General features: G+C 57.6%; 23 protein-coding genes and 1 tRNA gene. 10 read left to right on the forward strand and 14 right to left on the reverse strand.

Annotated elements, in window-relative coordinates; genetic code table 11:
* Positions 1-87 precede the first annotated feature (87 nt).
* On the forward strand, positions 88-939 hold the full coding sequence (locus ACQ4OE_RS00200; protein ID WP_430945262.1) for a hypothetical protein: 852 nt from the start codon (positions 88-90) through the stop codon (positions 937-939).
* Between the two features lie 192 nt (positions 940-1131).
* Here ACQ4OE_RS00200 and ACQ4OE_RS00205 read toward each other — a convergent pair whose 3' ends face one another.
* From ACQ4OE_RS00205 to ACQ4OE_RS00260, 12 genes are all read right to left on the reverse strand, one after another.
* Positions 1132-1497: a histone-like nucleoid-structuring protein, MvaT/MvaU family gene (locus ACQ4OE_RS00205; protein WP_430945263.1), complete on the reverse strand. Its 366-nt coding sequence runs from the start codon at positions 1495-1497 to the stop codon at positions 1132-1134.
* A 215-nt stretch (positions 1498-1712) separates the two neighbouring features.
* On the reverse strand, positions 1713-2657 hold the full coding sequence (locus ACQ4OE_RS00210; protein WP_430945264.1) for a chromosome segregation protein SMC: 945 nt from the start codon (positions 2655-2657) through the stop codon (positions 1713-1715).
* Between the two features lie 93 nt (positions 2658-2750).
* Positions 2751-5654, reverse strand: a complete 2904-nt coding sequence (locus ACQ4OE_RS00215; protein ID WP_430945265.1) for a DUF927 domain-containing protein — start codon at positions 5652-5654, stop codon at positions 2751-2753.
* Positions 5651-5923, reverse strand: coding sequence for a DUF3077 domain-containing protein (locus tag ACQ4OE_RS00220; RefSeq protein ID WP_430945266.1), 273 nt, complete (start codon positions 5921-5923; stop codon positions 5651-5653). The genes ACQ4OE_RS00215 and ACQ4OE_RS00220 overlap by 4 nt, the downstream gene beginning before the upstream one ends.
* Positions 5920-6204, reverse strand: coding sequence for a hypothetical protein (locus ACQ4OE_RS00225; protein WP_430945267.1), 285 nt, complete (start codon positions 6202-6204; stop codon positions 5920-5922). Before ACQ4OE_RS00225 ends, ACQ4OE_RS00220 begins: the two co-directional genes overlap by 4 nt.
* Positions 6201-6362, reverse strand: coding sequence for a hypothetical protein (locus tag ACQ4OE_RS00230; protein WP_172791593.1), 162 nt, complete (start codon positions 6360-6362; stop codon positions 6201-6203). Before ACQ4OE_RS00230 ends, ACQ4OE_RS00225 begins: the two co-directional genes overlap by 4 nt.
* A 376-nt stretch (positions 6363-6738) precedes the next feature.
* Positions 6739-7044, reverse strand: coding sequence for a hypothetical protein (locus ACQ4OE_RS00235; RefSeq protein ID WP_430945268.1), 306 nt, complete (start codon positions 7042-7044; stop codon positions 6739-6741).
* On the reverse strand, positions 7041-7361 hold the full coding sequence (locus ACQ4OE_RS00240; RefSeq protein ID WP_430945483.1) for a helix-turn-helix transcriptional regulator: 321 nt from the start codon (positions 7359-7361) through the stop codon (positions 7041-7043). Before ACQ4OE_RS00240 ends, ACQ4OE_RS00235 begins: the two co-directional genes overlap by 4 nt.
* Positions 7362-7393: 32 nt before the next feature.
* A complete protein-coding gene (locus ACQ4OE_RS00245; protein ID WP_430945269.1) occupies positions 7394-7678 on the reverse strand; it encodes a helix-turn-helix domain-containing protein in 285 nt (94 codons plus the stop codon).
* Between the two features lie 144 nt (positions 7679-7822).
* On the reverse strand, positions 7823-8116 hold the full coding sequence (locus tag ACQ4OE_RS00250) for a pyocin activator PrtN family protein (RefSeq protein WP_430945270.1): 294 nt from the start codon (positions 8114-8116) through the stop codon (positions 7823-7825).
* Positions 8117-8356: 240 nt separating this feature from the next.
* Positions 8357-9592: a tyrosine-type recombinase/integrase gene (locus tag ACQ4OE_RS00255; RefSeq protein ID WP_430945271.1), complete on the reverse strand. Its 1236-nt coding sequence runs from the start codon at positions 9590-9592 to the stop codon at positions 8357-8359.
* Between the two features lie 167 nt (positions 9593-9759).
* Positions 9760-9836: transfer RNA gene (locus ACQ4OE_RS00260), tRNA-Arg, on the reverse strand.
* 442 nt (positions 9837-10278) lie between these two features.
* Here ACQ4OE_RS00260 and gabD point away from each other — a divergent pair.
* From gabD to ACQ4OE_RS00275, 3 genes are all read left to right on the forward strand, one after another.
* Positions 10279-11721, forward strand: a complete 1443-nt coding sequence (gene gabD / locus ACQ4OE_RS00265; protein ID WP_038367265.1) for an NADP-dependent succinate-semialdehyde dehydrogenase — start codon at positions 10279-10281, stop codon at positions 11719-11721.
* Between the two features lie 185 nt (positions 11722-11906).
* Complete coding sequence (gene gabT, locus ACQ4OE_RS00270; protein WP_008080000.1) at positions 11907-13184, forward strand: 4-aminobutyrate--2-oxoglutarate transaminase; 1278 nt, start codon at positions 11907-11909, stop codon at positions 13182-13184.
* A gap of 137 nt (positions 13185-13321) precedes the next feature.
* Positions 13322-14533 (forward strand): HDOD domain-containing protein, encoded by a 1212-nt coding sequence (locus tag ACQ4OE_RS00275; RefSeq protein ID WP_430945272.1) that lies wholly within the window; start codon positions 13322-13324, stop codon positions 14531-14533.
* Between the two features lie 140 nt (positions 14534-14673).
* On the opposite strand, the gene ACQ4OE_RS00280 is transcribed toward ACQ4OE_RS00275, so the two are convergent.
* Both ACQ4OE_RS00280 and desA read right to left on the reverse strand, forming a co-directional pair.
* Positions 14674-15663 carry a GGDEF domain-containing protein gene (locus ACQ4OE_RS00280; protein WP_430945273.1) on the reverse strand — a complete coding sequence of 330 codons (990 nt, stop codon included), beginning with the start codon at positions 15661-15663 and terminating at the stop codon, positions 14674-14676.
* A 143-nt stretch (positions 15664-15806) separates the two neighbouring features.
* On the reverse strand, positions 15807-16991 hold the full coding sequence (gene desA, locus ACQ4OE_RS00285; RefSeq protein ID WP_122594087.1) for a delta-9 fatty acid desaturase DesA: 1185 nt from the start codon (positions 16989-16991) through the stop codon (positions 15807-15809).
* Positions 16992-17137: 146 nt separating this feature from the next.
* Between desA and dibA the strand changes: the two genes are divergently transcribed.
* The 6 genes from dibA to ACQ4OE_RS00315 all read left to right on the forward strand — a co-directional run bounded on the left by dibA (position 17138) and on the right by ACQ4OE_RS00315 (position 23415).
* Complete coding sequence (gene dibA / locus ACQ4OE_RS00290; RefSeq protein WP_430945274.1) at positions 17138-19057, forward strand: phosphodiesterase DibA; 1920 nt, start codon at positions 17138-17140, stop codon at positions 19055-19057.
* 247 nt (positions 19058-19304) lie between these two features.
* Positions 19305-19487 carry a sulfur starvation response protein OscA gene (oscA, locus tag ACQ4OE_RS00295; RefSeq protein WP_007917682.1) on the forward strand — a complete coding sequence of 61 codons (183 nt, stop codon included), beginning with the start codon at positions 19305-19307 and terminating at the stop codon, positions 19485-19487.
* Positions 19488-19635: 148 nt separating this feature from the next.
* Positions 19636-20649 (forward strand): sulfate ABC transporter substrate-binding protein, encoded by a 1014-nt coding sequence (locus ACQ4OE_RS00300; protein ID WP_122594085.1) that lies wholly within the window; start codon positions 19636-19638, stop codon positions 20647-20649.
* A gap of 69 nt (positions 20650-20718) precedes the next feature.
* Positions 20719-21537, forward strand: coding sequence for a sulfate ABC transporter permease subunit CysT (cysT, locus tag ACQ4OE_RS00305; RefSeq protein WP_038367238.1), 819 nt, complete (start codon positions 20719-20721; stop codon positions 21535-21537).
* A 12-nt stretch (positions 21538-21549) separates the two neighbouring features.
* Positions 21550-22422 (forward strand): sulfate ABC transporter permease subunit CysW, encoded by an 873-nt coding sequence (gene cysW / locus ACQ4OE_RS00310; RefSeq protein ID WP_034151824.1) that lies wholly within the window; start codon positions 21550-21552, stop codon positions 22420-22422.
* 3 nt (positions 22423-22425) lie between these two features.
* Positions 22426-23415 carry a sulfate/molybdate ABC transporter ATP-binding protein gene (locus ACQ4OE_RS00315; RefSeq protein WP_003220514.1) on the forward strand — a complete coding sequence of 330 codons (990 nt, stop codon included), beginning with the start codon at positions 22426-22428 and terminating at the stop codon, positions 23413-23415.
* Positions 23416-23453 lie beyond the last annotated feature (38 nt).

Genomic DNA, 23453 nt, shown 5'->3' on the forward strand with positions numbered 1-23453 from the left:
GCCACTCGCCGATAACATCGTCGGTGGAAGGAATCGGCTGCCGCTCCCAAGGTTATACTACATCGATGATAGACCAGGATGGACACTATGCACGACCTTCGATTTAGCCGTACATTTACTTTGCTACAGCAAGAGGGGCACCTAGCTAGAGCATCTCTACTGTTAGGAATGGATTTGCTTTTAAAATCGAATCTTGACGAGAGGAGTATAGGAAATTTCTATTCTGCGTTCTTTCAACTCACAATTGGTTTTGAGCGTATCTTAAAGCTTATTGTTATTGCTAATCACATGCTCGAAAATAATTACAATTCCCTAACTGATGGTGAGCTCAGAAAAAAATACGGTCACAATATTAAGACAACTTATCTTCATGTGCTTTCCATGCGAGATAAGTGGGATGCAGACAGCTCGATCCCGCCATGCTCTGGCAGTGTTGATGACAATATCCTAGATTTCCTAGAAAAATTTGCTAATAAGGCTCGCTATTACAATCTGAGTGAACTCAACAACATCACGGCGGATCGTGGCCCACTGGGTGACTGGTACTCAATCTGCAAAAAAGTCGCTTACACTGAAATAGGTCTAGTGAAACTCAATAAGGATTCAGAGCGAGTGATGCATCAGATGGATCAGGCAGGGTTGGTTGGCTACTCTGCGAGGTTCGACTTCGACGGACATCCGATGACGCTTTTCGATGATTACTGGAGAATGCATTTAATTCGGAAAGTCGCCCCTCACCTAGTTTGGAAACTGGTTCAGTTCATAACTCCGCTGTACGAAATTTTCCGGTATATCGCTTATGAGGCAATGTGCTATGAGAACTCAAAAAAACTCAAATTGCCGGTCATTCCACACCTGTATGAATTCTTTGTTTTCTCTCTTTCAACCAAGCGAGACGCACTGCGTAGAAAAACATGGGCCCGAATCTTCCTAGATTAGCTAGCTAGTAGGAAGCCAGTTCATGTGCCGCAATCTCGCACTGTCGGCTTAAAATAATATGGGTTTTCGTAGAAAAGTCAGGAGTCATTGGGCGCTCATAACATCGCTGTGATGTTGACCACGAAGTGTTAGTTTTTTGTAAAATATTTGCTAAAAAGGACCCATCTAGGCCCTTTTTCAGGTGAAGCAGATTTATTTTTTCAGCCATCCCTCGACAGTGTCGGCTCCGTGTTTCGCTTTCCACTCTTTCAGCGCTTTGTGATTCCCGCCCTTTGTTTCGATGACTTCACCAGTGTTCGGATTTTTGTAGACCTTGAGTTGGCGTGGTTTACGTGTGCGGGCTGCCGGAGCTGCACCTTGACGCTTCGCCGTGGTCTGCGGCTCTAGAATGTTGATGATGTGCTTCAGACTGAAACCATAGTGTTCAAGCAGCTTGCGCAGCTTGGTCTCGAACTCGATTTCTTTCTTCAGTCCGTCATCACCTTTTAGTGCTTCCAGTGCCTGGAGCTGCTCAGCGAGGTGTTTTTCCAGCTGGCGGTACTCTGCGAGTTTGGACATTGTCTTTCCCTTGAGTGATCGTGAGTAGTTATTAAGATAAAACGAGTTAGTTATAAGTTCAGCGCTATTTTCGACGGTTCAGTTGGTTGTCAATGTGCGTCATTTCCGATTTGATCGCGTTAATCGTCAGCGTTTGTATTGGACTGGATTTGCCCGGCCCTGCGTTGATGGTCTTCAGCAGGGCAATGAGGTGGGCCTTTCGAGTTTTGAGCGTGTCAGACCAACTGGCGCTGTTCTGTATCGGCTTGTTCATTACGTTCATCCTTACGTTGTTCCAGATTGCTCATGACTTCAGGTTGGTTCGGCGTCGCTAGGCCGTCGAGCTGGAACAAGTCTCGCGCGCGGTACTGGCGCGAGCGAGCTGATAGCTCTTCCCATGTCCACTTCCCAAAGTTCTCGCCTTGCTCTGGAACGGCAAGCTTCATAAGGCCAATCTGGTCACGGCCGAGCAGGTTGTAGTTCGCCCAAAGCTTTCCGCCCACCTCGAACAACGCTTTTGCGGCCTCGTTCCATTGCTCTTCGAGTACCGTCTGCGATAGCAGCAGGGCGGTGCGCTCTATCCCCTTATGCTTTACCTGTGCTTCTGCGATGTATTTATCTACGGTGACCAGCTCCTGCTCTAAAGCCTTCATGATCAGGTGTTGGCGACGATTGTGTTCGGTGGCCACCGTGAGGTTCTTCGCCGCCTTCTGCGCATCAGTGTTGGCTGTCTTCTCGCCTTCTGTATCACCCCAGGCGACTGCCTGCGCGTAAGCAGTGGCAGCGTCCGTCTCGGCCTGACGAGCTCTCGCCATGTCCTCTTCCGCCTGCTGCTGAATCTGCTCCAAACGGTTGCTGAGGCTTTGGCGCTTCTCCTTCAACTCCTGTTCATCAGCGGTCCAGTTATCCATCGCTTCGATGTATCCCGCCATCAGGGAATGGCAGTAGGCAAGGTTCTCGCGGCGACTGATCTTCCTGTCCAAAAGGTCGGCGTTGTTTTTGCGCGAATCGAAATTCCGTTTCAGCTCGTTGTACCTGTTGCGGAGTTCGCGCCCCTGAGTCGGCTCGATGGTTTCCTCGCTTTCCAGCAGAGCCTCAAGAGGCAGTAGTTCGGCATGCAGTTGGTCGGCCTCGCTCAACAGATGGTCGCGACGGTCTTTCAGGTTTTGAATCTCGTTCATGTGGTTGGTCTCTGTTCAATTCGATTGTGGGTTTGCTGAGTGGCTGGCGAGGCCGGGATTTAGCCGGCGCTACCTCGATCAGCAGAGATGCCCTTAGGCAGCCCGAGCCTCGCTCTCATCCATTCCCGGAATCGTTTTCACGATGTAGCAACGTTGCATGCCTAGGCCGGGCAACCGGATCGAACTCGACGCCTTGCCATCACCTCCCGGCTCCAGAACGCCGCGCTGTAGCAGCTCCTTGTTCACAGCGTTAATGTTCATGCCCCGGAAGATCTCAGAGCGCCATAACTCGGGGAGCACGTAGTAGGTGTTGGTGGTGTGCAGGGAATCCCCCAGACCGTGCTCCAACGTCTTACGAAAACCGAGTCGGTCGATGGTGCGCGGTCCATGCTCATCGATTTTTGCCGCCGCCGATTCCCAGCGCGTGAAACGGCTTTCACCAAAGCGCTCGATGACCTGGCGCAGCCGCGCCAAGATCGCATCGCCCTCGAAGTTGCCTGCGCCGCCGCGCTCGTTCATCCATGCATTGAGACACACGCGAGCAGCGGTGGTGGCGGTTCCGTCAGGCCACCCGGTGATGCCCATCGCCGTGGCCAGCTCGCCCGCTGCGGCGGCGAGACCGAAGCGAGCGGCGGCACGGTGCGCTTGTCCACTGGCCGACGCTGGTAACGACTGGGCAATAAAGCCTTCTAGCGTGCGGCGCAGGATGGCGGACCATCCGTGACGCTTACCGGGTTCACACAGCGCGGTAAGGAAGGCTGTGAGCGGCGTGCCGTAGTACATCGCTACGCGTGCCTTGAGCGCGTCGGACAGTGCTGCTGCATCTTCGAAACCGTTAAGCACATCGAACATGCCAAGGCCTTTACTGGCATCGGCTGGGACTGCGAGCATGCGCACTTCCATACCCGCTTTCAGTTCCTTGTTCGCTTCGGCCATGTGCTGCGCCAATGTTTTCTCCCCGGTGGAGAGAAACAGCAGGCGCCATTCTTGTACCTGTCGGCCCGCTTGGCCTCGATCATTGGCGCGTGCCTTACCGGTGCCGTTGCCCAGCATGTACACCGTTTCGCCAATGATGCGCGGGTCGCACATGCCGATTTCATCCAAGACCAGAAGGCCGTCGGAATGAGCGGCGGCGATGGATTCGAGTGCGTTATCGGTCGATCGCCACGAGCGCACCAGTCGCGGTCCGCCGTAGATTGAAGCGGCAACTTGCAAGTGCGTGGTCTTGCCGCCGGAGCTGTCGCCGTACAAGTGAAAGCCGCCCGACTCATGGCCAAGCATGTGCAGCAGCGGCCCGGCGAAGGCGACGCCGACGACAAACGCCAAACGATGATTGCCGACGCACAGCGCGCCGATCTGCTCCTGCCATTGTTCAAGCGTGCCCGCTTCGCTGATCGGCGGAAGCTGAGAGCCGGCCTCGTAGAAGTGCAGGTGTTCACTGTGCGCGCCGACTTGCTGCTCGGGCAGTAGAAAGGCGGTGTCATGCCAACCCAAGCGCGTGACCAGTCGTGCCCGTTGGGCGCTGTCAAAGCCGCCGAGATAACTCTGCAGGTCATTGCGTGCATTGCGTCCTGAACGACTTCCTGCAAGCCTCAGGCCCATGTCTACCAGCGGGCCGAGCACGTCTTTGCCGAAGTCACCCGTCATGGTGCGCGCCGGAATGTTCCAGCGTTTCTTGGCGCCGTCGGGATCGTCAAATTCGACCAACAATCCCCAATTCTGCCCTTTGTCGTCGCGAGTACGGGCGAGGATCTCCAATGGCGAGCACACCGGACGCGCCTCACCGTCATCACCGGCATAAAACACACCTTCTGATGTGAGTCGAAAGCCACCGGGCATCAGGTCGGTTTTCGATTTTTTCGGGCGCTTGGCTGCGGGTTTCGTCTTCGCGTCCGTCTTGGCTTCAGTTTGCTCCGGGGATGGTTTTTCCTCGACCAAGCCAAACAGCTCGCCGCTGCTTTGCAGCTCGGCGAAATGCGCGGCTGTCCAATTTTTGATGAGCGCATCGGCAGCGTCATCACCGTCATCCCATTGACCACCTTTGGTGACGGCGGCGCGGCCACTCTTCAGCGTGGGTTTGCGCTTGAACACCTCCAGCTCGATGAGATTTACCGAGGCGGCGCCGATCTCGCGCAGCTTCTCGGCAACGGTTTTCATGCAAGCTTTGCCGCTGTCGTCGTTGTCAGGCCACAACAGCACATCGCGACCCTTAAGTGGTGTCAGGTCAGCTTTATGCCAAGAGTTGGAGCCGTTCGGCCAGCAGGTCGCCACGTGGCTCGGTAGCAGTTCGGCGGCAGCGTCGGCAGCTTTCTCGCCTTCGCACAAAACTACCGGTGCGTCAGTGCGTTGAGCCAGTTCATCAAGTCGCAGCAGCGGACGTGGATCGGGCAGACCCTGCCAGCGCCATTGCGTGGTCTGGCCATCGGCGCGCCGACACCATGTTAGGGGTGCAAAAACCTTCTTCGGTTTACCGTCCTCTTCAGGGGCGAGGTCGAAGCGGTAGAGCGCCATAAGCGGCTGGCCTTGCGCATCACGGTAGATCCAGACCTTGGACGGCACGCCGTGCTGCCGATGCTTGGCAGGGCATTTGTTCATGGCCTCCGCTGGGATCGGCTGAATGGCAATCCACTCAGGGGCTTTCGTCTTGGCTGGCGCGTTCTTCGCCTGGGCGTTGCCGGGCGTAACATTCAATAGATCTGCGAGGTTGTTGCAGGCCTCGATGTCTGTGCCGCCGTCCAGATAGCGCACCAGATCAATCAGGTCGCCGCCCTTGTCGCCGGTAGCAAAGTCGGCCCATGTGCCTTTGCTCAAACTGATCTTCAGCGAACCGGCGCGCTTGTCACTGCGGGTTGGATTCGGTGCGGTGTATTCCTTGCCGCCATCGACGCGCTTGCCGTTGGGCAGCCAGTGCGACAAGACACGATCAATGTCTTTCAGCGCGGCGGCCTTCACGTCGGCAAAACTTGGACGTTTAGTGTTGCTCGGGCGTTGGCTCATGCGTCAGCCCTCGGCAAAAACAGCGCGTCGTTGATGTCATCGATCAGCGCTTTGGCCATCTCGCCAAGGTACAGGGCAGGCCAACTGAAACGTTCGCCTTGGTCGCTCATGGCAGTGGCAAGCGTGAGTTGGTTTGCGTGATGCTGCAGCTGCGAAACCATCTCCAGCGCATCCTCTACCGGCACACCGGCATTGACCCGAAACAGTTTCAGGTCGGTGACGTTTACGCGTGAAAAAGTGGCGTGGCCAAGTGTGGTGGAAGTATTCATAGCGCACCGCCTTTCTGCACAGCAGGCGTCGAGGTGGAGTCGCCGTGCAAGGTCAGCGTCTTAATCAAACCAAGGGTGCCTCGCACGTCCCAGAGGACGGCCGCGATGACGTGATTAGCTAGGCGCGAGGAGTCGCTTTCAAAGTGCTCTTCAAGCAGCGTCAGCACCGAGTCGGCGCGAGCAATGGCGCAGGTGATGGCGTCGATGGGCACACCGGCTTCTGCGGTCGGATTCACGCAGAGCAGGTCTTCGGGCAGGGCGAAACTCAAAGCATTGTTCATTGGGCGCCGCCTGCGGTTTCGAGTGCGCGGGCTTTGGCCATGTGAGCGTTGTAACGGGAGAGGCGTGTAGCGAGGCTGGAATTGGCGTGTAAAGCGGCGAGAGCCATTGCACGGTGTGCAGCGGCGCGAATTTTGGACGGATTGAGGGCGTATTGCATTTGTGAAGGCTCCTTGTACTGAGGAACCGCCACCGTCTGCCGCCAAGCAGATTAGGGTGACGGATTGCGCAGGATTGGCGGACCGGCGTACAAGGAGACCGGCGCACCCGAGGGTGCTCCTACGCAACCCGCCATAACACGGGAATGCGGGCACAAAAAAAGCGCCTGCAATCGTAATGGGGGCGCTGTTGCGCCTTGTACTGTTTGGGCCGCCAAGCCCAATCGCTGAATTTGCAGCGACGGCCAGAGAGTAACGTCCGTTTTTCGAAAGTGCAACTGCGCTGATGGCTTGCGGTTTTCTCAGGTGCGGCATAAATTGTTCGTGCATGTAGATTGACCTCAACGCCTCCGGATCGCCCCCGGAGGCGTTTTCGTTTCAGGCATGGGTTTCCCAGCGCAGGGAAAGCAGTGGCAAGAAGTCTCCATCGATCATGGAGCGAGCATCCTCGTAGGCGGCCGTTTGCTGGCCTTCGTCGACAATCACGGCACTGAATTTTTCGCTGTGGATGGCGAGGGCGCACCAGGTTCCATCAGGCCACTTCAGCACGCCCACCACGCGGTTAAGGCGTTCGTGTTTGGTTCGGTAGTGCTCGAGGCGTTGCATGTGGGAAGCCGATAGACCGATCTCGCGAAGAACTGAGAACGGCCTGAGCTCGGCCGTGTTAGCTACGGTTCGTCTCATGCTGCTGCCTTGTCGCGGGCGGCAATACGAGCACGCGTCCAGTTTAAAACTTCAGACAAAACCCAAGCCACTGGAGCGCCGCGGGCATTGCTGTCCGTAAGTTTTACAGGCTGCGGAAAGCCGCTTTCAGGCTGACTCATGAGCTTGTAAACGGTGGCTCGGCCAATGCCAGTAATGGACATCACCGTGGGAATGCGGACGAGCGTCGCAGTTGGATCGAAACGTCCCAGCTCCAGGTCGCTCTCTTTCAATCCTGACGTTGAGGGAAGTACATTTTCTTGCGCTAAGTCGGACACGGATCGTGACGAGGTAAGCATGAAAATCTTCTGCGTCTGTTCGGCTCTATTCATCAGAGTGGCCCTCGCGCAGCATCTGACGTAGCGGAACACATCTGGCTTTCGAGCCATGCAAGAACATCCTCGGAGCGATAGCGCACCCGAGAACCGAGTCTGAGAAAGGGGAGTGGACTGCGCCCTGAACTACGCCATGCAGCGAGAGTTTTGTTGGACAGCGCGAGCGCGGCGGCAACTTGGGTTGACGTCATCAGACCAAAAATGGGAGTACAGACAGCGATTTTTTTTATCGCTGTTTTTTCGGTTGCGGTGCATGTTGAATCTTGGACAGTAGTAGTCATAGATGGTCCCCTGTGGTTGTGGAAGGTCACAGGGCCATCTATTTATGCGGTTTATTCGATTAAGGAAACTAGCAAGATTTCGACGTGCAGATCTTATCCACATAACGTCTAGTTGGCAGCAGGACGGTTACTAGACGCGCTAGATCACTCCGACGAACGGTCGTCATCGGCGGGTGTATCGTTCCACCCCAGGGGATAGATCGTCTTCCAGTCGGCACCATCAATCCATTGCGCTAAGTCATGGAGGTAGACCACACGTTGCGTCTGTCCACCCCAGTCTCCTTTTACAACGCGCAGCGTTATCTTTCCCTCTCGGATTTTGCGTAGAAGTTGTGGCATTCCCAAGTGGCTAACGTATTGGCGTCTCACGATATCCAGTGGAATGCAGATGTTGCCGTATTTCTTCTTTAAGAATTCTAACGTCGGAAAATCAGACATTCAGGCTCCCCATGCCCCGTTTAATTCTGTTCAAGCAGCGCGCATTTTCAATGGTTCTCTCAGCATCGCAGTTGCCAGCAGCATGCGCTTGCCTAAGTCGCGTGTTACACCCTTTCTTTCTGTAACACCTATCACTAGGACAGAGTTGATCGCATGTTTCACGCAAAAACCCTTATAAAACAACGGTTTAGTTGGTTGCGTTACACGCGAAACACCTGTTACACCGATATTTAAAGGGTGTCAGACTACCTTTCCAAATTGACCTTGAACAATGTTGCCCTGCACCAATTCATCAAGATGGTCGGCATACCACTGCATCATGACTTTGCGCTGAGGCAAGTACACCGCCTTGTTGTACACACCCGCTATTCCTTCTTTTACATGAGAGAGCTGAGCCTCAATGTGGTTTTCGTCGAATCCCTGTTCATTAAGGATCGTGCTAGCAATGTGACGGAAACCATGGCCAGTTTGCCGGCCCGCATATCCCAGCCTGCGCAGCGCCATCAGAAAGACGGTATTGCTACGGGGGATGGTTCGATCTTTTCTCCCTGGGAAGAGAAGGGGGTATGCGCCTGTTAGCGTGCGCAGCTCCGTTAGCGATTCAATGGCCTGCCGAGATAGAGGCACTACATGCTCGCGCCGACGCTTCATTCTTTCGGCTGGAATCGTCCAGAGCTTTTTGTTGAGGTCGATCTCTGACCAGCGTGCTTCTCGAATCTCACTCGGGCGTGCCGCTAATAAGGCGAGCAATCGAAGGCCTAGACGGACATCTTTCGCGTGAGGGTAAGAGTTGATGGCACGAAGTAATGCAGGCAACTCTTCTATTGATACGTGTGCATAATTTTCAGCACTGCGTGTCTGTAAAAATTTATTGAGGCCTTCAAGGGGGTTGTGGATCGCTCGGCCTGTCACGCGTGCCAAGTCGTAGATCTCTTTGCAGAAGGCCCGAACTCTGCCCATTTGCTCAATGATCCCTTTCTGCTCCATGCCGCGCAGAAACTCCATCCATTCAAGAGGAAGTATTTCTGTGTAGATGCGTTTGCCGAAAACGGGGAACACGTGAAGCTCCAGGGCACCAAGGACTCGACGGGACGTGCCCGCTTCCCAGCTTGAACGCCTAGCCTCAAACCATTCGCGCCCTAATGCTTCGAAAGTGTTGTTGGCTGCCACCCGGTCAGCAATCTTGCGAGCCTGCTTGCTGACTAAAGGATTTTTACCAGTCGATGCGTCATCCCGCAGTTGCGCCGCCTTCTGCCTGGCTAGCGACCCACTGATTTCGGGGTATCCGCCTAGACCCAGCCAGGACCATTTTCCGTCTGGTTTTTTGTAGCGCAACTCCCACGACTTCTGCCCATTTGCCTTGACCCGAAAGTACAAGCCGTTGCCGTCTTGCTCCCGGTACGTCGCACTCTCTGGCTCCAATCCTGCGAGAGTAGTGTCGGCCAGTGGACGGCGTTTGATTTCAGTACGCTTCACTGCGTGTATGCCTCCAGTTCAATGAATCTCAAAGCATACACGTGGGCATACACGGCGTGAAGTTATAGGGGTAGACAGGGAGGGATAGCCAGAAACAAGAAAGCCCGCACAGGGCGGGCTTCTTGGGATGTTTCGTAGACTGTCTGAGACAGGTCTAGATTGCTATATGGTGCACCAGGCGGGATTCGAACCCACGACCCCTGCCTTCGGAGGGCAGTACTCTATCCAGCTGAGCTACTGGTGCAGCGGGCGACATCATACCTAGGTCGGCTCGGGGCGTCCATGCTGGGTTTCGGCGCGGATTGTCAGTGCGCGTGTCAGCTGAAACCGCTGCATTCCATAAAGCTGTAGCGTCCTGCAAAACCCTCGCTTGGCGCTTTCTCGGGACTGTTCTATGGTTTTGTTGCGGCTGAGGCTTTTGGCTCGTTGATCTGAAAAATTCCACAAACACGCCGTTTTTGTTCTTTTTTTCGAACGACCTATTGTCCTTTAACCCCTTTGATCCTACGATCCGTTTGAGATTTCAAACGCTCGTTGACCGGGCGTTGAAGCGCCGGTGTTTCGAATCGTGCACTGTCGATGCGCCACACCCGGTCACTGATTTCCCTGACGGCAGCCTTGCGAGGCGCCTTTCTACAATCATAATTTGCTCCGCGCAGGCCGCGGTGCTGTTAAGGAAAGCCGACATGCAGCTTAAAGACACCCTGTTGTTCCGCCAGCAAGCCTTCATTGATGGCGCTTGGGTCGATGCGGACAACGGTCAGACGATCAAGGTTAACAACCCGGCCACCGGCGAAATCCTCGGTACCGTGCCAAAAATGGGCGCCGCCGAAACCCGCCGTGCTATCGAAGCCGCTGACAAGGCGCTGCCAGCATGGCGTGCACTGACCGCCAAAGAGCGTGCCGGCAAGCTGCGTCGCTGGTTCGAACTGATGATCGAGAACCAGGACGACCTCGCGCGCCTGATGACCCTCGAGCAGGGCAAGCCGCTCGCCGAAGCCAAGGGCGAAATCGTTTACGCCGCTTCGTTCATCGAGTGGTTTGCCGAAGAAGCCAAGCGCATCTACGGTGATGTGATTCCGGGTCACCAGCCAGACAAACGTCTGATCGTGATCAAGCAGCCAATCGGCGTGACTGCTGCGATTACCCCGTGGAACTTCCCGGCCGCGATGATCACCCGTAAAGCCGGTCCGGCACTGGCCGCCGGTTGCACCATGGTGCTCAAGCCTGCTTCGCAAACTCCATTCTCCGCATTCGCACTGGCCGAACTGGCTCAGCGCGCGGGTATTCCTGCGGGCGTGTTCAGTGTGGTGTCCGGCAGCGCTGGCGACATCGGCAGCGAGCTGACCAGCAACCCGATCGTGCGTAAGCTGTCCTTCACCGGTTCGACCGAAATCGGCCGTCAGCTGATGTCGGAATGCGCCAAGGACATCAAGAAAGTTTCGCTGGAACTGGGCGGCAACGCGCCGTTCATCGTGTTTGACGACGCGGACCTGGATAAGGCCGTCGAAGGCGCGATCATTTCCAAGTACCGCAACAACGGCCAGACCTGCGTCTGCGCCAACCGTCTGTACATTCAGGATTCGGTCTACGACGCGTTCGCCGAGAAGCTGAAAGTGGCTGTGGCCAAACTGAAGATCGGCAACGGTCTGGAAGACGGCACCACCACTGGCCCGCTGATCGATGAGAAAGCCGTGGCCAAGGTGCAAGAGCACATCGCTGACGCCGTATCCAAAGGCGCAACCGTGCTGGCCGGTGGCAAGGCGATGGAAGGCAACTTCTTTGAACCGACTATCCTGACCAACGTGCCGAAAAATGCTGCCGTGGCCAAGGAAGAAACCTTCGGCCCACTGGCGCCGCTGTTCCGCTTCAAAGACGAAGCCGAAGTGATCGCGATGTCCAACGACACTGAATTCGGTCTGGCCTCGTACTTCTACGCTCGCGATCTGGGCCGTGTGTTCCGTGTCGCGGAAGCGCTGGAATACGGCATGGTCGGCGTCAACACCGGGCTGATCTCCAACGAAGTCGCGCCATTCGGCGGCATCAAGGCTTCGGGCCTGGGCCGTGAAGGCTCCAAGTACGGCATCGAAGATTACCTGGAAATCAAATACCTCTGCCTGGGCATCTAAGCCCGGTCAAAGATCGCTGCAAACGCAAAGGGCACGAGAGCGCTGCCCCTTTGCGTCGTTTCAAACCGGAATTTTCTCTGCGGCCGGGAACGCCGTGGCAGTCGATCATCGCATGCTGCCACCGTCGCTTCTTCCCGCTTAATCCTTGAACAACGCCGCCCGATGAGCGGCGAATGAGGACTGTAATGAGCAAGACTAACGCTGAACTGATGGCCCGCCGTACCGCAGCTGTTCCACGTGGTGTTGGCCAGATTCACCCGATCTTCGCTGAGTCGGCAAAAAACGCTACCGTGACTGACGTTGAAGGTCGTGAGTTCATCGACTTCGCCGGCGGTATCGCGGTACTGAACACCGGCCACGTGCACCCGAAAATCATCGCCGCCGTGACCGAACAGCTGAACAAGCTGACCCACACTTGCTTCCAGGTGCTGGCTTACGAGCCGTACGTAGAAGTGTGCGAAAAGATCAACGCCAAGATCCCGGGTGATTTCGCCAAGAAAACCCTGCTGGTCACCACCGGCTCCGAAGCCGTCGAAAACGCTGTGAAAATCGCCCGCGCCGCTACTGGCCGCGCTGGCGTAATCGCCTTCACCGGCGCTTACCACGGTCGCACCATGATGACCCTGGGCCTGACTGGTAAAGTCGTGCCTTACTCGGCCGGCATGGGCCTCATGCCAGGCGGCATCTTCCGCGCGCTGTACCCGAACGAATTGCACGGCGTGAGCATCGACGACTCGATCGCTTCCATCGAACGCATCTTCAAGAACGACGCCGAGCCGAAAGACATCGCCGCGATCATCATTGAGCCGGTACAGGGCGAGGGTGGTTTCTACGTCGCGCCGAAGGAATTCATGAAGCGTCTGCGTGCCCTGTGCGACCAGCACGGCATCCTGTTGATCGCTGATGAAGTGCAGACCGGCGCTGGCCGTACCGGTACTTTCTTCGCCATGGAACAGATGGGCGTTGCTGCCGACCTGACCACCTTCGCCAAATCCATCGCTGGCGGCTTCCCGCTGGCCGGTGTGTGCGGCAAGGCCGAATACATGGACGCCATTGCTCCAGGCGGCCTGGGCGGCACCTATGCCGGTAGCCCGATCGCTTGCGCCGCGGCCCTGGCCGTGATGGAAGTGTTCGAAGAAGAAAACCTGCTGGACCGCTGCAAGGCAGTCGGCGAGCGTCTGGTCACTGGCCTGAAGGCTATCCAGGCCAAGTACCCGGTGATCGGCGAAGTCCGTGCCCTGGGCGCAATGATCGCGGTCGAGCTGTTCGAAAACGGCGACAGCCACAAGCCGAACGCTGCTGCTGTGGCATCGGTTGTGGCCAAGGCGCGCGACAAGGGTCTGATCCTGCTGTCCTGCGGCACCTACGGCAACGTTCTGCGCGTCCTGGTACCGCTGACCTCGCCGGACGAGCAGCTGGACAAAGGTCTGGCGATCATCGAAGAGTGCTTCTCCGAGCTCTGATCACCCAGTGTGACCTGATCGACAAAAAACCCGCTTCGGCGGGTTTTTTTACGCCCCTTGAAACACATCGAGCGCTTTAGCACTGTATCGAAAGGCCAGCATTGGCTAAGGTTCAAGCATTGCAAGGGAGAGCGCGCATGACTGCCGTTGATTTACCCGCCGTACCCCGAGTGCTGATTGCCGAGGCCGACCCGTGGTCGCGCGACCTGCTCAAACAAGTGTTGCTGAACGTGCGTTGCGATGCGCGCCTGGATTTGTGCGCCGACGGCCAACAAGCCATGTCGATGCTCAGCGAAATTCCGTATGACCTCGCCATCGTCGATTGGGAGCTGCCCGGCGTCGATGGCCTGAATGTGCTGCGCAACGTGCGTCAGCGCAAACGCAATCCGCCCTTGCCATTCATTCTGATGAGCAGTCGCAACGACAGCGCCAGTGTCCGCGAGGCCATCCCGCTGGCGCCGACGGCTTACCTGACCAAACCGCTGAACATGGAAAGCCTGACCGAGCGTTTGCAAGGGTTGCTGCTAAATGCCGGCGAAGAAGTGTTCTGCGAGGTGCCAGCGTTGGCGCCGGGCATGACCTTGTCGGTGTTTCTTGAGCGGCGTCGTGAACAGGCTGACGGCGCGCCGTTGATGACCGATGTGCAGGTGGCAGTCAAGCGCAGCCTCAATCCCAGCGGGCTGGACCTGAAGCTGCTGGAAGATGAGATAAAAACCGATCCGCAGATCACTGCCGTGTTGATCGCTGCCGCCAACAGCGCCGCGCAGCATCATGGCGCACCAGTACAAACCCTCGCGCAGGCGCTGCATCGCTTGGGTACTGGGCAGAGCATGAACCTGATCCTCGGGTTGGCGCTCAAGCGCAGTGCGAAGCTGAGTGATCCGTGTCTGGCCGACTACGCCGAGCGTTACTGGGAGCTGTCGCTGCACACCGCTGAATATGCGCGCACTCTGGCTCGGCTGCTCGATCTCGATCAGGAGCGCTGCTATTGCGCGGGCATGCTCCATCGGCTTGGCGATCTGGCGTTGCTGCGGTGTTTGCAGGAGTGGCAGCAGGCCGGTGGTGCGCTGGATGAACTGGAGGAAGTCGGCGAGGCGTTGGCCGAGTTTGGCGCGGCGTATGGTTCGGCGTTGCGTACTCGCTGGCGGTTACCGTTGGAGCTGCGGGAGTTGATTGCGTCGGTCTACCAGCTCGGTGGCGGGGTGTATTCCCGTGAGGCACTGGTGATGAACATGGCGGCGCAGATGGCGCGCCTGACTGAGCACGAAGGCGTTGAGGAACTGGCGAAGAGCCGCACGGCGCGGTTGCTCAAGATCGGCTTGCCGGAGTTGATGCGGATGCGCAAGTAACCCGAATTCACTCACATTCCAAATGTGGGAGCGAGCCTGCTCGCGAAGGCGTACTGTCATTCAACACACCATTGCCTGATACGACGCTTTCGCGAGCAGGCTCGCTCCCACAGTGGGTTTGGGTTGAGGCGGGGCATGGGTCAGGCAGAAATAATCCGGTTCTTGCCCTGCCGCTTGGCCTCATACATCGCCGCATCCGCGCGGGCGAACAGGCTGTCGAGGGTTGCGTCTTCAGCGGTAAGGCTGGTCAGGCCCTGGCTGACGGTAATACCGAACATCTGGCCGTCATGATGGAAGCTCAATCGCTGAATTTCCTGCTGCAACCGTTCGGCCACCTGCATGGCCATATCCGGTGCACAGCCTGGAAACACTGCCGCGAACTCCTCCCCACCAATGCGCCCGAACAGATCGCCACGCCGTAATGATTCGCGCCCGCTCTCGGCGATCCGCTGCAATACGTTATCGCCTTCCGGGTGGCCGTAGGTGTCGTTGATCATTTTGAAGTCATCGATATCCAGCAGCAGAAAAGCCATTGGCGAACCCTGCACGCGGGCTTCTTCAAACTCGCGGTTGGCGCATTCGAAGAAATGGCGGCGATTGCTGCTTTGCGTCAGCACGTCGGTGGTCGCCAGACGATGCAGTTCGGTTTCCATGTGCTTCTTTTCGGTGATGTCTTCGGCGATGCCGACGATGATCACCGGTTGCCCAGGCTCGTCCTGGCGATTGATGAAGCACTTGTCGCTGAGCCAGCGCACTTGGCCGTCGGCCGCGATGATCCGGTACTCACGATCTTCCACTGCGCCTTTGTGCAGCACTTCAGCGAGGCTGCGTTCGGCGTAGTCCAGATCGTCGGGGTAAATGCTGTCGCGCCACTGGTTGTGGTCCGCCAGTAGCAGCGCGGCGGAACGGCCGAAAATCCGTTCATAGGCGGGGCTGACGTACAGCACCTGGCGGGTTTCCCAGTTAAAGGCCCAGAGCACGGCGTTGACGCTGACCAGTAGCGAGCTGAACAACTGCTCGCGTTCGCTCAGCCGCGCGACTTCGCCTTGGGCGTGCATCAAAGCCATGAGGGTTTGCGCGGCCTCGGGCCACTGCGGGAAAGATGAGTCTTTTTGGTTGTTATTGACCATCGGCACCAATCTCAAAAGGCGTGCCGGAAGTCGACAACGGCCACGGTACAACCCGCCGGGGTGGCGAAGTGTCATTGAGATAGGGGATTGGAGGGGAAGTTCCAAAGGGTGCGCCCGTGTTGCGGGCGCACCGATCAATGGCTTCAGACCGCTGCAGGGCGCAGCGAGTAGGTTTTCAACTGGTCGGCGAATTCGCGCAGGGACTGAATGCCGCTGGCTTCCGCCTCATGAATCCACTCTTTGATGGCGGCGAGCATGTCGTGGCCATTCGAGCTGGTCTTGACCCAGATCTGCTGCAGGGCCAGACGTTTTTCGTAGATTACCTTCAGCGCCTGGCTATGCTCGAGCATGTTCTGGATGCGCAAGTGGTGACGGTCTTCCAGCAGGCTGGTTTCCCGCGACAGCAGGCGTTTGGCGCGGTGGAACTGGTGACGCACCGAATGATCGACCTTGGCCAGTTCCTGCTTGACCAGCGGGCCGATCACCAACTTGCGGTACTGGGCCATGATCTGGAAGCGGTTGTTGAGGATCGCCATCGCGGTGTCCATGTCCAGACTGCCCTTGCCTTCGACACGGTGGGCGATCGGTGCGACACGCTGTACCTTGGCCAGACGCAGGAAGCTGAAGACTTTGATCCATGCCCAACCGAGGTCGAACTCCCACTTCTTCACCGACAGCTTGGCCGAGTTAGGGTAGGTGTGATGGTTGTTATGCAGTTCTTCGCCGCCGATCAGAATGCCCCACGGCACCAGATTGGTCGCCGCGTCCCGGCATTCGAAGTTGCGGTAGCCGACGGCATGACCGAGGCCATTGATCACGCCGGCAGCCCACACCGGAATCCACATCATCTGGATCGCCCAGATGGTGATGCCGATGGTGCCGAACAGCATCAGGTCGATCACGCCCATGATCGCAACACCGAGCAGCGGATAGGGGGTGTAAACGTTGCGTTCGATCCAGTCTTCCGGGCAATTCTTGCCGTAGATGCGCAGGGTTTCCGGGTTCTGCGCTTCGGCGCGGTACAGCTCGGCGCCGGTACGCAAGACCGTCGACAGACCTTTGATGACCGGGCTGTGCGGGTCATCTTCGGTTTCGCATTTGGCGTGGTGTTTGCGGTGGATGGCAGTCCACTCGCGGGTGTTCTGCGCCGTGGTCAGCCACAGCCAGAAACGGAAAAAGTGCTTCAGGCCGGCATTCAGCTCAAGCGAGCGATGGGCCGAGTAGCGGTGCAGATAGACCGTGACGGCAACAATTGTCACGTGGGTCATCAGCAGCGTGACTGCGACCAGAGACCAGGCCGACAAGCCAAGAAAACCTTCGTACCACATAGGCTATAGGGCCCTCGATAAAGATAAAAACAGCCGTTGCATTATCACTAAGCACACAGATAAAACCAGTCGCCCTTTCAGATAAGAGTCGCTGGATGTTTCTTGACCTATAATTCCAACCTTTTTGTAGGGACATGGACAGCCGTATGTCTGCCACCTATCGCGATGCCTTGCGTGCAGCGCTGCTCTATCTCGTGCTTGCCGTCGTCTGGCTGCTGGGCGCTGATCATTTATTAAACAATTTCTTCGATAACTCCGTCGATCTGGCGCGATGGCAACTGATCAACGGTTATCTTTTTGCGGCGGTCAGCGCCGGGCTGATCTTTCTCGCGCGGGCACGCCTGTGCGAATTCCTCGGAATCGGTGCGCGCCTTCGGGAACGACAGGCTGACCGCGAGCGCCTGCGCCAGGCCGCAGCTGTGTTCGATTGCACCCGCGAAGGGGTGCTGGTGACCAACCATCAAGGCCTGATCGTCCACGTCAACCGGGCGTTCATGGAGATCACCGGCTATCAGCGCGAAGAAGTACTAGGTCAGCAACCGAGCCTGTTCAAGTCCGGGCACCATCCGCCGGGCTTCTATCAGGCCATGTTCGCCACCTTGGAGTCGCAGGGCGAGTGGAGCGGCGAAATCTGGAACCGACGTAAAAGCGGCGAAATTTATCCACAGTGGCAAACCATCCGGGTCATTCATGATGACCAAGGCCGGCTCAGTCATTACGTTGCGGTGTTCTCCGACATCAGCGCAATCAAGGATTCCGAGCATGAGCTCAACCACCTTGCGCACCACGATCCGTTGACCGACTTGCCTAATCGTCTGCTGTTCAGCGACCGTGCCGAGCAGGCGCTGGCCTCAGCGCAAATTCACAAGCGTGGCTGTGCGCTGCTCATGCTTGATCTCGATCACTTCAAGATGATCAACGACAGCCTTGGCCATAACGTCGGTGATCGCTTGCTCAAGGCTGTGGCGGAGCGTTTGCAGACGCTGTTCGGCCCCGGAATTACGTTGGCGCGGCTCGGTGGCGATGAGTTCGCGGTACTCGCGGAAAGTTGTCCACAGCCGGGACAGGCAGCGGCGTTGGCGCAGCGCATTCTCGATGCACTCAAGGAGCCGTTTCGCATCGAGGGTCACGAACTGTTCATCAACGCCAGCATCGGCATCAGCCTGTTCCCCAGCGATGCATTGAGCGCCGAGCAACTGTTGCGCAATGCCGATGCGGCGCTGTTCAAGGCCAAGAGCAGCGGCCGCAACGGTTACGCCTTGTACACCGAAGAGCTGACCGCCCACGCCCAACAACGGGTGGAAATCGCTTTCGAGCTGCGCCGCGCACTGGAACAGCAAGAGCTGCGCGTTTACTACCAACCGGTGCATGACCTGAAAACCAGTCGCCTGATCGGCGTCGAAGCCCTGGTGCGCTGGCAGCATCCGCAGCGCGGTCTGGTGTCGCCGGCGGAATTCATTCCGATTGCCGAGCGCACCGGGCTGATCGCCGAAATCGATGCCTGGGTGATGCAGCAGGCGTGTCGGCAGATGTGCCAGTGGCAGCAAGCCGGAATCGTGCTGTCGTTTGTCGCGGTGAATGTGTCGTCGCGCTTGTTCGCCCGGCGAGAACTGTTTCAGCAGGTGGCGCAGGTGCTGCACGACACTGGATTGGATCCGGCGTATCTCGAACTGGAAGTCACCGAAAGTGCGGTGATGGACGATCCAGAAGTGGCGCTGGAGCAGATGCATCGTTTGCGCGAGTTGGGCATTCGCTTGGCCATCGATGATTTTGGCACCGGTTACTCATCACTGTTGCGGCTCAAGCGCTTGCCGGTGCAGAAGCTGAAGATCGATCAGGGTTTTGTCGCGGGGTTGCCGTGGGATGAGGATGACGCGGCGATTGTCCGGGTGATCATCGCGCTGGCGCGGAGCATGGGCATGCAGGTGCATGCCGAGGGTATCGAGCAGGTCGAGCAGGCGGCGTTTTTGCTTGAGCAGGCATGCGATCTGGGACAGGGGTATTGGTTTGGGCGGCCGAGTCCGGCGCAGGAGATAGATTGGGCGAGAGCACCGCTGATTGGATAAAGCAGAGCAAATTTATCCGCGCGCTGTACGCGGGAATACCATTTGCGACGCTCTGCGTCCCTCAAAATCGCGCCGCAGAGCGCCGCCGGCTGCACTCCCACGCACAGCGTGGGAACGATCAGTTTTTCAGTTATATAAACATTCTTAAATAGTCTTTTTAAGAATATCCATGCCTCTCTTATATTGCTCCTACGCCGAACGCAGTGCCGCCCACTGCCAGGCAAATCCCATTCAAAGGAGCAGCACCATGAGCGCATCCCTTCGCAGCGTTGACGGTCAGGACGAGAGCACCATCTTGCGTGAAATCCAGAGCGCCTTGCGCGATCTGCGTTTCGGCGCGGTGGAGATCACTGTGCATAACGCGCAAGTCGTGCAGATCGAACGCAAAGAAAAATTCCGTTTGCAGCAACCGGGTAAACAACCGGGCTAAAAAGATCGCAGCCTAGGTCAGCTCCTGCGGGGGATTGATGCAGGAGCTGCCGAAGGTTCGGGCCGCGATCGGACGATCTTTGAACCGGCAACACGATTTCCGAAATACATAAGAAAAAGCCACCACCAGAATTCCAGGAGCTTTCACCATGTCGTCGATTCGCCGTTACGCTTTGGCCGCCCTGGCCAGCGCTGTGTTTGCCGGTTCCGCGGTTGCCAAGGATTACGAGCTGCTCAACGTGTCCTATGACCCGACGCGCGAGCTGTATCAGGACTACAACGCTGAATTCATCAAGTTCTGGCAGAAAGATCACGCCGGCGACACCGTGAAAATCCAGCAATCCCATGGCGGTTCGGGCAAACAGGGCCGCGCGGTCATCGACGGTCTGCGCGCTGACGTGGTGACTCTGGCACTGGCCGGCGACATCGACGAAATCGCCAAACTCGGCAAGACCCTGCCCGCCGACTGGCAGAAGCGTCTGCCGGAAGCGAGCACGCCGTACACCTCGACCATTGTGTTCCTGGTGCGCAAGGGCAACCCGAAAGGCATCAAGGACTGGGGCGATCTGGTCAAGAACGACGTCTCGGTGATCACGCCGAACCCGAAAACCTCCGGCGGTGCGCGCTGGAACTTCCTCGCCGCATGGGCTTACGGCCTGAAAGCCAACGGCGGTGACGAAGGCAAAGCCAAAGAATACGTACAGACCCTGTTCAAGCACGTACCGATCCTCGACACCGGTGCGCGCGGTTCGACCATCACTTTCGTCAACAACGGTCAGGGTGACGTGTTGCTGGCTTGGGAAAACGAAGCGTTCCTGGCCCTGAAAGAAGATGGCGGCGCCGACAAGTTCGACATCGTCGTGCCTTCGCTGTCGATCCTCGCCGAGCCGCCAGTAGCCGTAGTCGACAAGAACGCCGAGAAAAAGGGTAACGAGCAGATCGCCGAAGCCTACCTGAAGCACCTGTACAGCCCGGCCGGTCAGGAAATTGCTGCGAAGAACTTCTACCGTCCGCGTGACAAAGACGTGGCCGCGAAGTACGCCCAGCAGTTCCCGAAACTGGACCTGGTGACCATCGACAAGGACTTCGGCGGCTGGAAAACCGCGCAGCCGAAATTCTTCAACGACGGTGGCGTGTTCGACCAGATTTATCAGGCGCAGTAATCTTCAATAGCCATAAACGAGCCCCGGATTTACCTTCGGGGCTTTGCGCGTTCTCAACCAAGGACTTTTATGTCGCGTCGTATCTCCCCCGTCATACCCGGCTTCGGGCTGACGCTGGGCTACACCTTGGTGTACCTCAGCCTGATTGTGCTTATCCCGCTGGCGGCGATGTTCGTCCACGCCGCGCAACTCACCTGGGATCAGTTCTGGACGATCATTTCCGCGCCACGGGTGCTGGCTGCTTTGAAGCTGAGCTTCGGCACTGCGCTGTGTGCCGCTATCATCAACGGCATCATCGGCACGTTGCTGGCGTGGGTGCTGGTGCGCTACACCTTCCCGGGGCGCAAGGTGATCGACGCGATGATCGATCTGCCATTCGCGCTGCCGACCGCCGTGGCCGGTATCGCGCTGACCGCGCTGTACGCGCCGGCCGGTCTGGTCGGCCAATTCGCCGCTGACCTCGGTTTCAAAATCGCTTACACCCCACTCGGTATCACGTTGGCGCTGACCTTCGTCACCCTGCCGTTCGTGGTGCGCACGGTGCAACCGGTGCTGGCCGACATTCCCCGTGAAGTCGAAGAAGCCGCGGCGTGCCTCGGTGCGAAGCCTTTGCAGGTGTTCCGCCATATTCTCGTCCCCGCGCTGCTGCCCGCCTGGCTGACCGGTTTTGCTCTGGCTTTCGCGCGAGGCGTTGGCGAGTACGGTTCGGTGATTTTCATCGCCGGCAACATGCCGATGAAAACCGAGATCCTGCCGCTGCTGATCATGGTCAAACTCGACCAATACGATTACACCGGCGCTACCGCCATCGGCGTGCTGATGCTGGTGGTTTCCTTCGTCCTGTTGCTGCTGATCAACTTGCTGCAGCGGCGCATCGAAACCCCATAAGGAGGCGCGAACATGTCCCAATCGTCTATTGCGGCCGCCTCTTCGGCCAACGCTGCACGCCGTGGCAGTGCCACTTCGCGCAGAGTGCTGATCGGCCTTGGCTGGCTGGTGTTTTTCCTGTTTCTGCTGTTGCCGTTGTTCATCGTCGTATCGCAGGGTTTGAAGAATGGCCTCGGCGCATTCTTCACCGCGATCTTTGAACCGGATGCCCTGTCGGCACTGAAACTCACCGTATTCGCCGTGCTGATTTCGGTGCCGCTGAACCTGGTGTTCGGCGTCAGCGCCGCGTGGTGTGTGAGCAAATACTCGTTCCGTGGCAAGAGCATGCTGGTGACGCTGATCGACCTGCCGTTCTCGGTGTCGCCGGTGATCGCCGGTCTGGTCTACGTGCTGATGTTCGGCGCGCAGGGCCTGTTCGGGCCGTGGTTGCAGGATCACGACATCCAGATCGTCTTCGCCCTGCCGGGCATCGTACTGGCGACGATCTTCGTCACCGTGCCGTTCGTGGCCCGCGAGCTGATCCCGCTGATGCAGGAACAAGGCACGCAGGAAGAGGAAGCCGCGCGTTTGCTCGGCGCTAACGGCTGGCAGATGTTCTGGCACGTGACCGTGCCGAACATCAAGTGGGGCCTGATCTATGGTGTGGTGCTGTGTACCGCGCGGGCCATGGGAGAATTCGGTGCGGTGTCGGTGGTGTCCGGGCACATTCGCGGGGTGACCAACACCCTGCCGCTGCACGTTGAGATCCTCTACAACGAATACAACCACGTGGCCGCGTTCGCCGTGGCGAGCCTGTTGCTGATCCTGGCGCTCTTCATCCTGCTGGCCAAGCAGTGGAGCGAAAACCGTATCAACCGCCTGCGCGCCAGCGCCGCGGAGGAATAATTCATGTCGATCGAAGTGCGTAACGTCAGCAAGAATTTCAATGCGTTCAAGGCGCTGGACAACATCAGCCTGGACATCCACAGCGGTGAACTGGTCGCGCTGCTCGGCCCATCGGGCTGCGGTAAGACCACGCTGCTGCGGATCATTGCCGGTCTGGAAACCCCGGATCAGGGCAACATCGTTTTCCACGGTGAAGACGTTTCCGGCCACGATGTGCGTGATCGCAACGTCGGTTTCGTGTTCCAGCACTACGCGTTGTTCCGCCACATGACCGTGTTCGACAACGTCGCGTTCGGCCTGCGCATGAAGCCGAAAAACCAGCGCCCGAGTGAAAGCCAGATCGCGACCAAGGTTCACGAACTGCTGAACATGGTGCAGCTGGATTGGCTGTCGGATCGTTATCCGGAGCAGTTGTCCGGTGGACAGCGCCAGCGCATCGCTTTGGCCCGTGCCTTGGCGGTCGAGCCGAAAGTACTGCTGCTCGATGAGCCATTCGGCGCGCTCGATGCCAAGGTGCGTAAGGAGCTTCGCCGCTGGTTGGCGCGGTTGCACGAAGACATCAACCTGACCTCGGTGTTCGTGACCCACGACCAGGAAGAGGCGATGGAAGTCGCCGACCGTATCGTGGTGATGAACAAAGGCGTGATCGAGCAGATCGGCTCACCGGGCGACGTCTACGAAAACCCGGCCAGCGATTTTGTTTATCACTTCCTTGGGGATTCGAACCGCTTGCTATTGAGCGACGACAATCACGTGCTGTTCCGTCCGCATGAAGTGTCGTTGTCCAAACACGAACTGGAAGATCACCATGCGGCAGAGGTGCGTGATATCCGGCCGTTGGGCGCGACTACGCGGGTGACGCTGAAGGTTGAAGGGCAGACTGATTTGATCGAGGCCGAAGTGGTGAAAGACCACGACAGCCTGATCGGCTTGGCCAAGGGTGAAACTCTGTTCTTCAAGCCGAAGGTCTGGCAGAAAGTCGCCAGCCTCTAAAGTCAAAAGCTTCGCGAGCAGGCTCGCTCCCACATTTG

It is taken from the genome of Pseudomonas sp. WC2 (assembly GCF_050586545.1).
Taxonomy (GTDB): Bacteria; Pseudomonadota; Gammaproteobacteria; order Pseudomonadales; family Pseudomonadaceae; genus Aquipseudomonas.